The organism is Stenotrophomonas sp. FR010, from assembly GCF_047520755.2.
In the GTDB taxonomy this organism is placed as follows: domain Bacteria; phylum Pseudomonadota; class Gammaproteobacteria; order Xanthomonadales; family Xanthomonadaceae; genus Stenotrophomonas; species Stenotrophomonas sepilia.
The window spans coordinates 52,446-65,411 of sequence record NZ_JAXBQT020000025.1 but is presented as its reverse complement, the minus strand read 5'-3'; the positions used below and the strand labels follow the sequence as shown (position 1 = coordinate 65,411).

The following is a 12,966-nucleotide window of genomic DNA, read 5'->3' as shown; positions in this document are numbered from 1 at the left end:
TACAGAGCGATCGAAAAGACCTAGAGCCGAACGGTCGTCCGCGCCGGGCTCTCGGCACCTAAGGTGCCAGAGTCGGAAGAGATAAGAGCCGAGCCCATGCTCGGCTTGCCGGCCGACAACAGCCGAGCGTGGGCTCGGCTCTACACAGGATGCGTCGAAGAGTGCCGGTCAGGACAACCGGCACCCGCCGTCCATCAGCCACCCTGTCCGTGCTGGGCAAACGGCTCGGTGCTGCCGTCGGTGCGCACCAACTCGACGGTATACGGCTGCACGTAGCCATCCGGCATTTCCATGCCCGGCGAACCGGCCGGCATGCCGGGCAGCACCAGCCCGCGCGCGGCCGGGCGTTCGGCCAGCAGGCGCTTGAGGTCCTCGGCCGGGATGCGGCCCTCGACCACATACCCGCCGATCTCGGCGGTATGGCAGGAGGCCTTGCCGACCGGCACACCTAGGCGAACCTTGATCGGATTCATGTCCTCGGTGTCGCGCACATCGACCTGGAAGCCGGCGGCCTTCAGGTGGTCGACCCAGAGCCGCAGCAACCACAGCTGGCGGTCTTGTGCACGATGGCCACCGGCAAGGCCGGATCGACCTTGGCCGGGCTGGCCTGGATGAGTGCCACCGGTGCTGCGCTGGCGATCGGTGCGGCGGCGGATTCTTCGGCGGCACGTGCACAGGCGGTCGTGGCAAACACGGTGCCGAGCAGCAGGCCGAGGGAGAGAGTACGGTGCATAGGGAGTGATTCCTTTGCAGAGTCGGGCAACGCAGCCCGCCGCCCGCGCATCGAAGTCGCAGGCAGAGTCGAGAAAAAGTCGAACAGTCATGGCAGGCGCTTGAGCGCCTGCAGGAAATCACGCAATGGGGGGGACGCAACGGGTCAGGCATCGGCGGCGATGCCCGTTGCGGGGAACTGGCGGCTGCCGGCGCCTCGCGCCACGGCGAGGCTGGCGTTCCATTCAACGTGGCCAGCATGCCAAGGCAGGTCGGCGGGAGGAACGCTACAACGAACGGCACGACGCCGGCGGGCGGTCGTTTCGGCTGCGCAGCAAGCCCCACAGTCAAGCACGGCCCACGCCGCTTCGCCAGAGGGCACTGGCTGTTTTCAGCACAACCTGCCAGGGCAACGGTTACAGCCGCGTCTGTACGCGACCACTGCGCTATCCTCGAAACCGCAGGCGGTGGCCCGCCCGCGTTTCCCCCTTGCCCGGACGCGCTGCATGCCTTATTCGATCCCGCCGCACATCCCGCCTGCCGGCACCGCCCAGCGCCCCTTGCAGCGCTGGCGCGGCGGCAGGCAGGAGCGGCAGGTCGACATGGTGGCCGAAGAAGTGCCGGTGGCGCTGCGTTACAACGATGCCCCCTTTGCAGTGATGATGGCCACCCCGTGCGACCTGGAAGACTTCGCGCTCGGGTTCTCGCTCAGCGAGGGCCTGATCGACACGCCCTCGCAGCTGCTGTCGATCGAGATCCGCCCGCAGCTGGAAGGCATCGAATTACAGATGACCGTGGCCGAGGAGGCATCCGGTGCCGACCTGGACCCGGCCAATGGACGCCTGCTGCCCGGCCGTGGTGGCTGTGGCCTGTGCGGCACGCGCCAGCTGGAGGAAGTGCTGCGCCCACTGCCGCAGGTCCGCGAACGACGCAGCTATGCCGCCGCCGCTCTGCAGCGCGCGGTGGCCACGCTGGCGCAGCACCAGCCGATGAATGCGGTGAGCGGCTCCATCCACGCCGCCGCCTGGGCCGATGCCAGTGGGCGCATCGGCTGGGTCCGCGAGGACGTCGGCCGCCACAACGCGCTGGACAAGCTGATCGGCGCGCTGCAGCACAACGAACACACCATTGAAGGCGGCCTGCTGGTGATTTCCAGCCGGGCCAGCTACGAAATGGTCAGCAAGGCGGTGCGCGCCGGTGCCAGCGTGCTGGCTGCAGTCTCGGCACCGACCGCATTGGCGATCGACCTGGCCCGCAGCGCCGGCCTGTGCCTGGTCGGGTTCGCGCGGGAGAGCGGGTTCAATGTATATACCCATCCGGAGCGGCTGCAGGCGGACGACGGCCACGCCCGCTGAAGATGGCCGGGAGCACAGCGCCCCCGGCCCGGTAGACCTCAGCGCAGCGCGACCTTCGGGAAGTCCACCGGCACGTCGAACGCCACGTTGACGTAGTTGGTGAACAGGTTGAGCGCCACATGCGCGAGGATCTCCACGATCTGCTCATCATCGAAGCCAGCCGCGCGCAGCGCCTGCACGTCGCCGTCGGCGATCTGCGCACGCTGCTCGACCACCTTCAACGCGAAGTCGAGCGCCGCCGCAGTGGCCGGGTCGCTGGACTGGCCGATCTGCGCGGCGGTCATCTGCTCGCTGCTGGCGCCGGCCTTGCGGCCCAACGCCGTGTGCGCGGCCAGGCAGTACTCGCAGGCGTTGCGGTTGGCGATGGCCACGGCGATCTGCTCGCCCAGCAGCGGCGACAGGCGACCGCCGCCCAGCGCGCCGAACGAACCCCACATGCTCTGCAGGGCGGCCGGCGAGTTGGCCACGGCGCGGAACATGGCCGGGGTGGCGCCGAAAGCGGCGTGGACCTGGCCCAGCAGGACCTGGCGGTCGGCGGTGGTGTTGGCGGCATCGATCAGGGGAACACGGGACATGGTGGATCTCCTTGGGAAAGCGTCCGGGATTGGACGACCTGCCCATCCTAGGTAGACTTCCTGGACGCATCAGTCGTAATTCTCCGCACGTGTTGTCCATACGTCCATGATCATGCCCACCGCCGCCCTTGCGCCAGATCGACTCTCCTGCCTGCTGGAACGCTTCCGGGTGCAGGCGGCGCTGTTCCACAGTGGCCCGCTGTGCGGGCAGCACGTCTTCGAGCCGCAGCCCGGTCGTGCGTTCCTGCACATCCTGCGCCAGGGTGAAATGGAAGTCCGCCATCCCGACGGCGATATCGCGCTGCCCCGGCTGAAGATCGACACACCCAGCCTGCTGCTGTACCCGCAGCCGCTGCACCATGTGTTCTTCAACGCGCCGCTGGATGGCCCGGATTTCACCTGCGCCACGCTGGATTTCGATGGCGGTGCGCGCAATCCGATCGTGCAGTCGCTGCCACCGGTGATGGTGGTGCCGCTGGCGGCCATCGGCGAACTGGATGACACCCTGCAGCTGCTGTTTGCCGAGGCCGATCGCCAGCGCTGCGGTTCACGGCTGCTGACCAATCGCCTGTTCGAGGTGGCGCTGATCCAGATCCTGCGCTGGGTGGTCGACCACCCGGATGCAGCGGGTGTCAGTCATGGACTGATGCGCGGGCTGTCCGACGCGAGGCTGGCACGCACGCTGGTGGCGATGCACCAGGCACCGCAGAACGAATGGACGCTGCCCCTTATGGCCGCGACCGCCGGCATGTCGCGCAGCGCATTCGCGGCAGTGTTCAAGGAGGTGATGCAGGCGACGCCGGCCGCTTATCTGCTGGACTGGCGGCTGAGCCTGGCCTGCGCGCAGCTGCGGGCCGGCGTGGCGGTCAAGCAGGTAGCGGTCGAGGTGGGGTTTGCCGATGCCGCGTCGTTGTCGAAGGCGTTCCGCAAGCGGCTGGGGGCATCGCCCAGGGCGTGGCTGGCCGCGAGCGCCACGCAGGCTCGGTAAATGGGTGAGGGGTGGAGTCGGCCGCTGGTCGACTATCGCGCGACGCGCGGGATTTTCGTTGTCTGACCGAAGGGCAGCCGACCAGCGGTCGGCTCTACCACGGGCGATCGAAGCGGCATTTCCGTGGCCTGACCGAAGGGCTGCCGACCCGCGGTCGGCTCTACCACGGGCGATGTCGGCGCGCCGGCTGGCCGCTCAACTGGACGTGCCGTCAGACTTTGCCAGCAGCCCGGCGATGCGCTCGGCCACCTGGGCACGTACGCCTTCATCCAGCTGCCCTTCGTACATCGCCTCGTAGATCCACAGGCCGTCGGCCGCTAGGCGCGCCACGAAATTGTCGAGCGTCGTCGGATCCACATTCCCGGCCTCCGGCGCGGACGGTGCCCAGCGCTGAACCGCCGGGCCCCAGGGACGCTCGCCCGCCTCCGGGTCGGCCGATTCGAGCATGAACATCAGTTCGGCACGGGTGGCGCTCTGGGCCGACACGCGCACGAAGGTCTGGTAACGCTCCAGCGCCGAGGCTTCGTCCGCACGCTTGCCCAGCAGCGTTTCCATGGACGCCTCCCAGGCCTGCGCCAGGTACTCGTCGATCCCGCGCAGCAGCGCCTCGCGCGAGGGAAAGTGGTACAGCAGGCCGCCGCGGGTAAGCCTGGCCTCGGCCGCCACCGACTCGAAGGTCACCGCACGCACGCCGTCACGATTGATCACGTTGACGGCGGCGTCGAGGATGCGGTCGCGCTTGCTGGTTCTCATGGCGTCATTTTACGCGATCGGCCGCGCCCTCACGGCTGCCGGCCCGGCCACGCAGCAGGTGCGCCAGGATCGTCGCGCCCAGCGCCAGTACCGCCGTGATCACCAGCAGCACGCTCTGGTAGCCACGGTCATATGCCGCCGCAGCCAGTGCGAACCAATCACCCTGCCCGCTCTCGCGCGCGGCATGCAGCGCTTGGGTGAAACCCTCGCGGGCAAGCGCGGGCATATCGGCCGAGACCGGCAGGAACACGCTGTACATCGCCGCGCTCAGGCTGCCCAGCATCGCCACCGCCAGCAGGCCACCTAACTCGTAGGACACTTCTTCCACGGAAGACGCCATGCCCGCGCGGTGCGTCGGCACGTTGTTGAGGATGGCCGTGGACGCCACCGAGATGGCCGAACCCATGCCGAAGCCGGTGATCGCCATGCCGGCGATCACCCAACCGAGGCCGTGCGGGAAGCCGAACGCCACCAGGCCGACGCCCAGCGCGCCCGTAGCCAGGCCACCGCAGATCAATGGGCGCAGGCCCACCCGGTGCAGGATGCTGCCGCCCAGCAGCGCACTGGGCAGGCTGCCCAGCGCCGCCACCGACACCAGCAGGCCCGCCTGCAGCGGCGTGAAACCTGCCACCAGCTGGTAGCGCTGGGTGGTGACCAGCTGCAGGCCGGCCATCGCGAACAGGGTGAACACCGCCGAAAGCGTGCCGGCCAGGAACGCCGGATTACGGAAGATAGCGAAGTCCAGCAGCGGGTACGGCAGCTGCTGCTGGCGGCGAGCGAACGCCGCACCACTGATGACGGCCAGCAGCAGCGCGCCTGCGCCCAGCGCATACGACGGCGGCGTCGCGATCAGCGACTTGATCGCCAGCACCAGGCCGGACAGTGCAGCGAGAGCCAGCAGCGACGAAACCAGGTCCCACGGCCGCGAGGTGTCGCGCTGTCCTTCCGGCGCCAGCAACAGCGTGGCCACGAAGGCGACCACCGCCACCGGCACGTTGATCAGGAACACCGAGCCCCACCAGAAATGCTGCAGCAGCCAGCCGCCAATGATCGGGCCGAGCGCCGCACCGACGATGGCCACCGAACCCCAAATGGCGATGGCGATGTTGCGTTCGCGCTCTTCGTGGAAGCTTAGGCCGATCAGCGCCAGCGTCGCAGGCATCATCGCGGCCGCGCCGACCGCCAGCAACGCGCGTGCGGCAATCAGCTGCGCTGCGCTGGCTGCGAACGCCGCTGCCAGCGAGGCGACGCCGAACACCACCAGGCCGATCAGGAACATGCGGCGGTGGCCGATGCGGTCGCCCAGCGTGCCCGCCCCCAGCAGCAGGCCGGCCATCACCAGTGGATAGGCATTGATGATCCACAGCGCCTGGCCGGCGCTGGCCGAGAGTTCCCCAGTCAGTGTGGGCAGTGCGGTGTAGAGCACCGAGTTATCCAGCGTGACCAGCAGCAGGCCGGCGGCGACGGTGAACAACAGTGCCCAGCGACGGGCACGCGACGGGGCCGGAGCGCCGGCCAAGGGCTGGGACAGAGCCATGGGAGAACCTGATGGGATGAAGTACCACCATAACTATACAGGATGTCCGGTATAGTTACAGAAACTGTACCACCGGTTCAGATTGGGGTCCGGCCAATGTTCATGTTGCCGCGCCGCGCCTGCCGAGTGTGGCCGGTGTCAGGGATCATCACCGGCAGTGTTCCGGCAGCGCGGCGATGGCTGATACCACGGCCGCCTGCATGCCCTGCCCTACGGCCATGTCCAGCTCCCCACCTGTATTCCCATGCTGGCGCCGCAGTTCGTCCTCGCACAGCCCGCGCACCCGCGCCCGGGCATTGGCGCGCAGGCTGCTGCACCGCCAATCGGTGCCACCCAGCGGCAACACCGAATACACCACGCTGTTGCAGGCATTGCCGGCCCGCTGCTGCAACGACACCCCACCAAAATCCCGTGGTTCGCTGCTGCGCTGCGGGTCGAAATAGCTGTCCGGGAACGTGCGCGCGTACTGCTCGATGTCCACCGCCAGGCTGCGCCCACCGGCCAGCGGCATCTGCAGCGGCTGGCCGCACGGCGTCGCATCAGCGCGATGCTGGATGTACTGGTAGATCGGCCGGTCCAGCGTTGGATCCTGCTGGGTCACCGCACTGACCGCCGCCAGCACCGGCAACGACGCACGATTGGCCATGCGCGCCAGCAGCCCGGCATGCGTCGGCTGGCAGCGGTCGCGCACTGTTGCCGCGAGCAGGAACAGCACGTCATTGCGAAACGCGTGGTCATCGCCCAGGCGCTGTTCGATGCGCTGGCGGGCATCGGACGCCGGTGCCGGGAACGCGACTTCCGGCGGCGCAGCGGGTGCAGCCCGCCGCTGCCACCACACCAGCAGCACAACCGCGCCCAGCAGCACCCCGGCAGCCAGGACCCAGCGCCGCCGCATCAGTTGTGGATCGCCGTCAGCGTTGCCGCGGCGGCATCGTAGGACGCGCTGGCAATGTCCGCATCGAAGCGCTTCACCCGCAGGCGGCCGGCCAACCGGTACGGATCCCACAGATCGCCCAGCGCGATCGGCGTCGCCAGGGTCACGTGGATGATCTGGTTCGGCGGCGGTGGCGGCACGTGGATGCAGGCCCCGTAGAACGGCACGAACAGCAGTTCATCCACCAGGCCGGCATCGTTGGTGCCGAGCGGTACCACGTAGCCATCCAGGTCCACCGCGCGGCCATCGGCAGCATCGACCACGCGCGAGGAGCCGAACTGCTTGGCGCGATCGGGGCTGGAATGGTCGATCTCCTGCCCCGGCGGCGTGCCCGAGCCGGTGTCGTCGATCAGCCCGCCCACCCCGTCCATCCCATTGCGTGACAGGCCGATCTGCGGGGGCGGGCGCTGATAGGTGACTTCGTCGGGCCGCAACGCGTCCCAACGGTCGATCGGGGCTTCGGCCGTGGCGGAGGGCGCCGGCTTGTCCTGCGGCACGACCGCCACGGCATCGCCGCCCGGCGACGTACAGCCCGCCAGCCACAGGCATCCCAGCATGAGCAAAAGGGGGCTACGGTTCATACGGCCTCAGCTCCGCATCGCGCATGGTGTACGCCGAGCCGGCCAGATCGTCATCCAGCCGTTCGGCACGCAGGGTGCCGGCCAGGAAGAACGGCGAGTACATGTCCGGCATCTCGATCGGGCGCGGCAGCACCACGTGCACGATCTGGTTCGGCGGCGGCGGCGGCACGTGGATGCAGGCGCCGTAGTACGGCACGAACAGGAATTCGGTCAGCCGCCCGTCCTGCGCATTGGCCAGCGGTACCACGTAGCCTGGCAGGCGCACCGGTCGCTGCAGGACCGTGTCCACCGTGCGGAAGGTGCCGAACTGCGGCATGCGCCGGTTGCCGTTGTGCTCGACCTCCGGGCCCTCGCCCCGCTCCAGCGCGGCCAGCTCATCCTTCGGCATCATCTGCAACCAGTCCAGCTCCTGCTCCGCAGCGCCTGCAGGGTCCTCGCGGTCGACCACCGGCGCGGGTGGCAAGGCCTGTAAGCCCGTATCCACCGGCCGCTCGCAGGCTGCCAGCGCCAGCACCATCGGCAATGACAGCATCCAGCGCATGCTCAGCCTCCCGGTGAAAGGCCATCGGCCAAGGTGCGCCGGTAGGCCAGCAATGCCGGCACCAGCCCAGCCACCGCACTGATCGCCAGCACCCCCGCCACCCACGCTAGCTCGCGGCCATCCGGCCAGACATGGGTGATCGACAGGCCGAAGGTGGCCAGTACCCAGCCGCGCCCGGCAATGCTGGCGACCACCAGCAGCGACAGGGCCAGCACGCACGCCACCGCACTGGTCGCCACCGCTTCCACCACCAGCAGGCCGGCGATGTAACCCGGCCGTGCCCCGGTGGCACGCAGGATGGCCATCTCACGCCGCCGCTCCTGCAGGGTCGAGACCAGCAGCGCCACCAGCGAAACCATGCCCAGCAGCACCACCATCGCACTGATCAGCTGCAACGCCCGCTCGGCGGTACCCAGCGACTGCCATAGCTGCTGCAGCGTCACGCCGGGCAGGATCGCCAGCATCGCCTCGTCCGGGTACTCGTTGATCCTGCGCTGCACCGAGAACGTCGCGATGCGCGAGTTCAGGCCGAGCATGAAGGCGGTGATGCTGGTCGGGGTCAGGTCCAGATGACGCGCCTGCTCGGCGCTGACGCTCTGGCTGCGCAGCTGCACGCCCGAGCGCCAGTCGACATGGATCGCCTCGATGGCCGCCAGCGAGACCAGCAGCGACGAGTCGACCGGCGTGCCGGTGCGCTGCAGGATGCCGGCGACACGGAATGGCTTGTCGGCGTGCCTGGCCAGGGTGACTGCGCCGGTGCCGTGCGCCAGCACGATCTCATCACCGAGGACGACCTTCTGTGCCTGTGCCACCTCGGCACCGATCACCACGTCATACAGGTCATCGAACGGCCGTCCGCTCGCAAATGCAAGCACGTGCCCGGCGCCGTAGCGGTAGTGCTCGAAATAGGCATCGCTGGTACCGACCACGCGGTAGCCGCGCCAGGAATCGCCCAGCGAAAGCGGCACCGCCCACTTCACCTGCGGCATTGCGGACAGCGCCTGGTAGGACTGCCAGGACACGTTGTTGGTCGGGTCGCCGATATGGAACACCGAGTACAGCAGCAGGTTCACCGGCCCCGAACGCGCACCGACGATCAGGTCGGTACCGGACACGGTGCTGGCGAAGCCTTCGTGTGCTTGCGTGCGCACGCGCTCGACGCCCAGCAACAGCACCACGCTGAGGGTGATGACCAGCACGGTCAGGCCCACGCTCAACGCACGGCTGCGCAGGCTGGCCCAGGCAAGCTCAAGCATGGCCGGCACCTGCCTGGTTGATCTGAGACAGGGCAATCGTGCGGTCGAACAACCGCTCCAGGCTGTCGTCATGGCTGACCACCAGCACCGTGGTGCCGGCCGCCTGGCACTGCGCGGACATCAGCTTCAGGAACGCGGTTGCCGCGTCGCGGTCAAGCGCCGAGGTGGGCTCATCGGCCAGCAGCAATGCCGGACGACCGATCAGGGCGCGTGCTGCCGCCACGCGTTGTTGCTGGCCGACACTGAGCGTGCCTGCGCGCCGCTGCATCAGCGCCGGGTCCAGCTGCAGGGCCTGCAGCAGGCGGGCGATCTCGGCATCCAACGGGCCACTGATGCGTGCGCTGCGCAGGCGCGAGAAGCGCAGGCCCAGCGCGATGTTGTCGCGCACGGTGAGGAACGGCAGCAGGTTGAACTGCTGGAAGATCACACCCAGGTGGTCGGCGCGGAAGCGGTCCCGCGCGGCACCACGCATCGCCTGCAGCGCGTGACCGGCGACCTCGATGCTGCCCTTGCAGGGCAGCAGCACGCCCGCGAGCAGGCCCAGCAGCGTGCTCTTGCCACCGCCACTGATCCCGCGCAGCAGCACGCTGCTGCCCTGCTCGATCCACAGCCGCGGCACGTCCAGCACCAGCTGCCGGCCGTAGCCGAACTGCACGCCATCCAGCGCGATCACCGGTCGCATGCTCACGGAGCCAGCACCACGCGCAGGTTGTCCGGGGTCAGCACGCTGCGGTTCTGGCCATGGGCGGTGGCGCTGTTGACGATTACTTCGTGCAGGCCCGGGAACAATGCGGGCAGGCGCACGACAATGGCCCGCAGCTCGGCAGGCTTGGCGCAGTGGTACTGCAGCGTTGCGCTGAACCCCGCGTGCCGATGCTGACCTGATGGCGGTGCGGCAACCGTCGCATCGAATCCCTCGGCCTTGGCATCGTTGCCTGAAAGGCGGCAGCCCGCGGCGGTAGGCAAGGTGACCCAGCTGCCGCCCTGCAGCAGCGCAGTCGCACGCGCCAGCGCGGACTGCTCGGCCGCATTGGCCGGCGGCCGCTCGAAATCAAGGATGCCGATGCCGGGGGCCTGCAGGGCGAATTCCAGCGTCTGCTGGTCAAGCGCAACATCGACGCTGGCCTGGCCGTGCACGTGCGGTGCGTGCTGGCGGATATCGTGGGCCTGCGCGGCGCTGGCGGCCAGCAGCAGGAAAAGAGCAGCAGAAAGCTTCATGGGGGACACTCCAATTGTTACTCTGTAACATTATGGACCACATCCCCACGACGCCCGCAAGGGCCCTGGCCCAGCCGCCAACTTCGGCACGCTGGCACCCCCGCTTCGATCTTGCCGGTGCCTGGCTGTCCCTGGCCTGCGCCGCCCATTGCATCGCCCTGCCCCTGCTGCTGGCCTTCGTGCCGGCAGCGATGATGGCGCTGCGTTCGTTCCAGCACCCCGGCCATGGCGCGATGACCGTGCTGCTGATGATGTCGCGCTGGGAATGGCTGTTCGCGCTGCTGGCCTCGTCGCTGGCCTTGGCGAGCACCTCGGCCGGGCTGCACCGGCACGGGCGCGGGCGGCCTCTGCGGCTGGCGTGCGTCGGCGCGATCCTTCTACTGTCAGCCTCGCTGTACCTGCCGCTGAAGGAATCACTGCTCTGGCATGGCGTCACCACCGCGTGCGGCGGCATGATGCTGGCGGCAGCACACATCGGCAATCGGCGGGCGCTGCACAACCGCTAACACCGGCTGCGGGTCGGTTGGAACACGCCATCCACGCATGGCGTGGATCTACTGAAACATGCAACACAGCCAACGGTAGTGCCGGCCGCTGGCCGGACGGAAAACACCATCCACGCATGGCGTGGATCTACTGATGCACTCCCGGCAGCCGGCCAGCGGCCGGCTCTACCCCTCCTTATTCGTCAAACGGACGCTGCCCCAGCGTCTGCGTCACATGGTCGACGAAGCAGGTGATGCGCGCAGCCAGCGCGGTGTTGCGGTAGTACACCGCGTTGATTGGCTGCCGCACCTCCTGCGTCTGCCTGGCCAACAGCTGCACCAGGCGGCCATCACGCCGGTCCTGACGGGTCAGGAAGTCGGACAGGCAGGCGATGCCCAACCCGGCCACCGCCATCTGCCGCAGCGTCTCGCCGCTGGATGAAGCGATCGCCGGCGCGATCACGAAAGGCCCGCCATCGGCATCGTGTAGTGGCCATTCGTTCAACGAACTGGGCTGGGTAAAACCCAGCAGGTCGTGCTCGCGCAACTGCTCCACGCGCGTCGGCGTGCCGTGCCGTCGCAGGTACTCGGGGCTGGCCACCACGCGGATGCGGCTGTGACCGATCGGTCGCGCATGCAGGGTGGAATCGCGCAGCACGCCGATGCGGAACGCCACATCGGTGCGCTTTTCGATCAGGTCGGTGATGCCCTCGTTGGAATTCAGCTCCAGCTCCACCTGCGGGTAGCGATCACGGAAGCCCTCCAGCAGCGGCACGATCACGTGCAGCATGAACGGCGTGGCCGCGTCCACGCGCAGGCGCCCGACCGGCTGCAGCCGCCGCGCCGCCATCTGTTCCTCGGCCTCGTCAACCGTGGCCAGGATCGTGCGCGCGTACTCCAGGAACGCCGCGCCTTCCTCGGTCAATTCCAGCCGGCGCGTGGTCCGCCGCAGCAGCGTGGTCTGCAGCTTGTCCTCCAACCGCGCCAAGGTGCGGCTGGTGGCCGAGATGGTCAGCTCCAGCGCCTCGGCCGCCGCCGTGATCGAGCCACCATCGACCACCGCCACGAAGGCCTTCAGCTCATCCAGGGTGGTTTTCATTATTTACCTCGTTGCAAAAGCATTTCCCGTATACACGGCTTAATCAACAAATGTAAAGCGCCCACACTTCGCCCTGTCCCGAGCCCGCCGGCTCTCAACGAAGTCCCTGGAGTCCCTCATGAGCGTTCCTTCCTTTGGCGTCGGCACCTTCCGCCTGACCGGCCAGACCGTCATCGACTCGGTGCGCAACGCGCTCGACGTCGGCTACCGTGCGATCGATACGGCGCAGATCTACGGCAACGAAGCCGAGGTCGGCCAGGCCATCGCCGAATCCGGCGTCCCGCGCGACCAGCTGTTCCTGACCACCAAGATCTGGGTCGACAACTACGCCGCCGACAAGCTGATCCCGAGCCTGCGCGACAGCCTGGCCCAGCTGCGCACCGACTACGTCGACCTGCTGCTGATCCACTGGCCGGCGCCGGGCAATGGCGTTGAACTGCGCGAGTACATGACCGCGCTGGCCGAAGCCAAGACGCTGGGCCTGACCCGCCAGATCGGTGTGTCCAACTTCAACATCGAACTGACCCGGCAGGCCATCGAGGTGGTCGGCACCGGCGAGATCGCCACCAACCAGATCGAACTGAGCCCCTACCTGCAGAATCCGGCACTGACTGCTTTCCTGCAGGACCAGGGCATCACCGTCACCTCCTACATGACCCTGGCCTACGGCAAGGTGCTGAAGGACCCGGTGCTGGCCGCCATCGCCGACAAGCACCAAGCCACTGTAGCCCAGGTCGCGCTGGCGTGGGCGCTGCAACGGGGCTACGCGGTCATCCCGTCCTCGACCAAGCGCGAGAACCTGGCCAGCAACCTGCTCGCCCAGGACCTGCGCCTGGATGCCGACGACATGGCCGCGATCGCCGCGCTTGACCGCAACGGCCGCGAAGTCGATCCGCCGGGCCTGGCCCCGGCCTGGGACTGAGGAGCCTCGCC

Annotated in this window: 14 protein-coding genes and 1 pseudogene; 4 read left to right on the top strand and 11 right to left on the bottom strand. The window is 68.3% G+C overall.

Features of this window, described 5'->3' with window-relative positions; all coding sequences use genetic code 11:
* Window positions 1–194: 194 nt before the first annotated feature.
* Window positions 195–733, bottom strand: a pseudogene (locus ACM0PK_RS18655) (DUF411 domain-containing protein).
* Window positions 734–1,217: 484 nt separating this feature from the next.
* Here ACM0PK_RS18655 and fdhD point away from each other — a divergent pair.
* Window positions 1,218–2,066 carry a formate dehydrogenase accessory sulfurtransferase FdhD gene (gene fdhD / locus ACM0PK_RS18650; protein WP_134971097.1) on the top strand — a complete coding sequence of 283 codons (849 nt, stop codon included), beginning with the start codon at window positions 1,218–1,220 and terminating at the stop codon, window positions 2,064–2,066.
* A 38-nt stretch (window positions 2,067–2,104) separates the two neighbouring features.
* Here fdhD and ACM0PK_RS18645 read toward each other — a convergent pair whose 3' ends face one another.
* Window positions 2,105–2,641: a carboxymuconolactone decarboxylase family protein gene (locus ACM0PK_RS18645; RefSeq protein ID WP_095377525.1), complete on the bottom strand. Its 537-nt coding sequence runs from the start codon at window positions 2,639–2,641 to the stop codon at window positions 2,105–2,107.
* Window positions 2,642–2,753: 112 nt separating this feature from the next.
* Here ACM0PK_RS18645 and ACM0PK_RS18640 point away from each other — a divergent pair, with 112 nt between their 5' ends.
* On the top strand, window positions 2,754–3,629 hold the full coding sequence (locus ACM0PK_RS18640) for an AraC family transcriptional regulator (RefSeq protein WP_414607886.1): 876 nt from the start codon (window positions 2,754–2,756) through the stop codon (window positions 3,627–3,629).
* Between the two features lie 195 nt (window positions 3,630–3,824).
* Here the strand turns inward: ACM0PK_RS18640 and ACM0PK_RS18635 are convergent, their stop codons facing one another.
* The 8 genes from ACM0PK_RS18635 to ACM0PK_RS18600 form a co-directional block, all read right to left on the bottom strand.
* Window positions 3,825–4,382 (bottom strand): TetR/AcrR family transcriptional regulator, encoded by a 558-nt coding sequence (locus ACM0PK_RS18635; RefSeq protein ID WP_072168799.1) that lies wholly within the window; start codon window positions 4,380–4,382, stop codon window positions 3,825–3,827.
* 4 nt (window positions 4,383–4,386) lie between these two features.
* Window positions 4,387–5,919 carry an MFS transporter gene (locus ACM0PK_RS18630; protein WP_414607884.1) on the bottom strand — a complete coding sequence of 511 codons (1,533 nt, stop codon included), beginning with the start codon at window positions 5,917–5,919 and terminating at the stop codon, window positions 4,387–4,389.
* Window positions 5,920–6,067: 148 nt separating this feature from the next.
* On the bottom strand, window positions 6,068–6,814 hold the full coding sequence (locus ACM0PK_RS18625) for a hypothetical protein (protein WP_414607883.1): 747 nt from the start codon (window positions 6,812–6,814) through the stop codon (window positions 6,068–6,070).
* Complete coding sequence (locus tag ACM0PK_RS18620) at window positions 6,814–7,434, bottom strand: DUF3299 domain-containing protein (protein WP_072168801.1); 621 nt, start codon at window positions 7,432–7,434, stop codon at window positions 6,814–6,816. Before ACM0PK_RS18620 ends, ACM0PK_RS18625 begins: the two co-directional genes overlap by 1 nt.
* On the bottom strand, window positions 7,424–7,975 hold the full coding sequence (locus ACM0PK_RS18615) for a DUF3299 domain-containing protein (protein ID WP_072168802.1): 552 nt from the start codon (window positions 7,973–7,975) through the stop codon (window positions 7,424–7,426). The genes ACM0PK_RS18620 and ACM0PK_RS18615 overlap by 11 nt, the downstream gene beginning before the upstream one ends.
* Window positions 7,976–7,977: 2 nt before the next feature.
* A complete protein-coding gene (locus ACM0PK_RS18610) occupies window positions 7,978–9,231 on the bottom strand; it encodes an ABC transporter permease (protein WP_227836764.1) in 1,254 nt (417 codons plus the stop codon).
* On the bottom strand, window positions 9,224–9,919 hold the full coding sequence (locus ACM0PK_RS18605; RefSeq protein WP_111200952.1) for an ATP-binding cassette domain-containing protein: 696 nt from the start codon (window positions 9,917–9,919) through the stop codon (window positions 9,224–9,226). The genes ACM0PK_RS18610 and ACM0PK_RS18605 overlap by 8 nt, the downstream gene beginning before the upstream one ends.
* Entirely contained in the window at window positions 9,916–10,449 is a 534-nt protein-coding gene (locus ACM0PK_RS18600) for a ZrgA family zinc uptake protein (protein ID WP_414607882.1), read from the bottom strand. The genes ACM0PK_RS18605 and ACM0PK_RS18600 overlap by 4 nt, the downstream gene beginning before the upstream one ends.
* Before the next feature lie 32 nt (window positions 10,450–10,481).
* Here ACM0PK_RS18600 and ACM0PK_RS18595 point away from each other — a divergent pair, with 32 nt between their 5' ends.
* Entirely contained in the window at window positions 10,482–10,955 is a 474-nt protein-coding gene (locus tag ACM0PK_RS18595; RefSeq protein WP_005416722.1) for a MerC domain-containing protein, read from the top strand.
* Between the two features lie 175 nt (window positions 10,956–11,130).
* On the opposite strand, the gene ACM0PK_RS18590 is transcribed toward ACM0PK_RS18595, so the two are convergent.
* Window positions 11,131–12,033: a LysR family transcriptional regulator gene (locus ACM0PK_RS18590; RefSeq protein WP_069138427.1), complete on the bottom strand. Its 903-nt coding sequence runs from the start codon at window positions 12,031–12,033 to the stop codon at window positions 11,131–11,133.
* Window positions 12,034–12,151: 118 nt separating this feature from the next.
* Between ACM0PK_RS18590 and dkgB the strand changes: the two genes are divergently transcribed.
* Complete coding sequence (dkgB, locus tag ACM0PK_RS18585; protein ID WP_111200951.1) at window positions 12,152–12,955, top strand: 2,5-didehydrogluconate reductase DkgB; 804 nt, start codon at window positions 12,152–12,154, stop codon at window positions 12,953–12,955.
* Window positions 12,956–12,966: the final 11 nt, after the last annotated feature.

Excerpts from the sequence above, each read along its gene's own strand:
- ACM0PK_RS18600 (WP_414607882.1), bottom strand. The coding sequence starts at position 10,449 with ATGAAGCTTTCTGCTGCTCTTTTCCTGCTGCTGGCCGCCAGCGCCGCG.
- ACM0PK_RS18610 (WP_227836764.1), bottom strand. The coding sequence starts at position 9,231 with ATGCTTGAGCTTGCCTGGGCCAGCCTGCGCAGCCGTGCGTTGAGCGTG.
- ACM0PK_RS18635 (WP_072168799.1), bottom strand. The coding sequence starts at position 4,382 with ATGAGAACCAGCAAGCGCGACCGCATCCTCGACGCCGCCGTCAACGTG.
- ACM0PK_RS18590 (WP_069138427.1), bottom strand. The coding sequence starts at position 12,033 with ATGAAAACCACCCTGGATGAGCTGAAGGCCTTCGTGGCGGTGGTCGAT.
- fdhD (WP_134971097.1), top strand. The coding sequence starts at position 1,218 with ATGCCTTATTCGATCCCGCCGCACATCCCGCCTGCCGGCACCGCCCAG.
- ACM0PK_RS18620 (WP_072168801.1), bottom strand. The coding sequence starts at position 7,434 with ATGAACCGTAGCCCCCTTTTGCTCATGCTGGGATGCCTGTGGCTGGCG.
- ACM0PK_RS18640 (WP_414607886.1), top strand. The coding sequence starts at position 2,754 with ATGCCCACCGCCGCCCTTGCGCCAGATCGACTCTCCTGCCTGCTGGAA.
- ACM0PK_RS18595 (WP_005416722.1), top strand. The coding sequence starts at position 10,482 with ATGGACCACATCCCCACGACGCCCGCAAGGGCCCTGGCCCAGCCGCCA.
- ACM0PK_RS18615 (WP_072168802.1), bottom strand. The coding sequence starts at position 7,975 with ATGCGCTGGATGCTGTCATTGCCGATGGTGCTGGCGCTGGCAGCCTGC.
- dkgB (WP_111200951.1), top strand. The coding sequence starts at position 12,152 with ATGAGCGTTCCTTCCTTTGGCGTCGGCACCTTCCGCCTGACCGGCCAG.
- ACM0PK_RS18625 (WP_414607883.1), bottom strand. The coding sequence starts at position 6,814 with ATGCGGCGGCGCTGGGTCCTGGCTGCCGGGGTGCTGCTGGGCGCGGTT.
- ACM0PK_RS18645 (WP_095377525.1), bottom strand. The coding sequence starts at position 2,641 with ATGTCCCGTGTTCCCCTGATCGATGCCGCCAACACCACCGCCGACCGC.
- ACM0PK_RS18630 (WP_414607884.1), bottom strand. The coding sequence starts at position 5,919 with ATGGCTCTGTCCCAGCCCTTGGCCGGCGCTCCGGCCCCGTCGCGTGCC.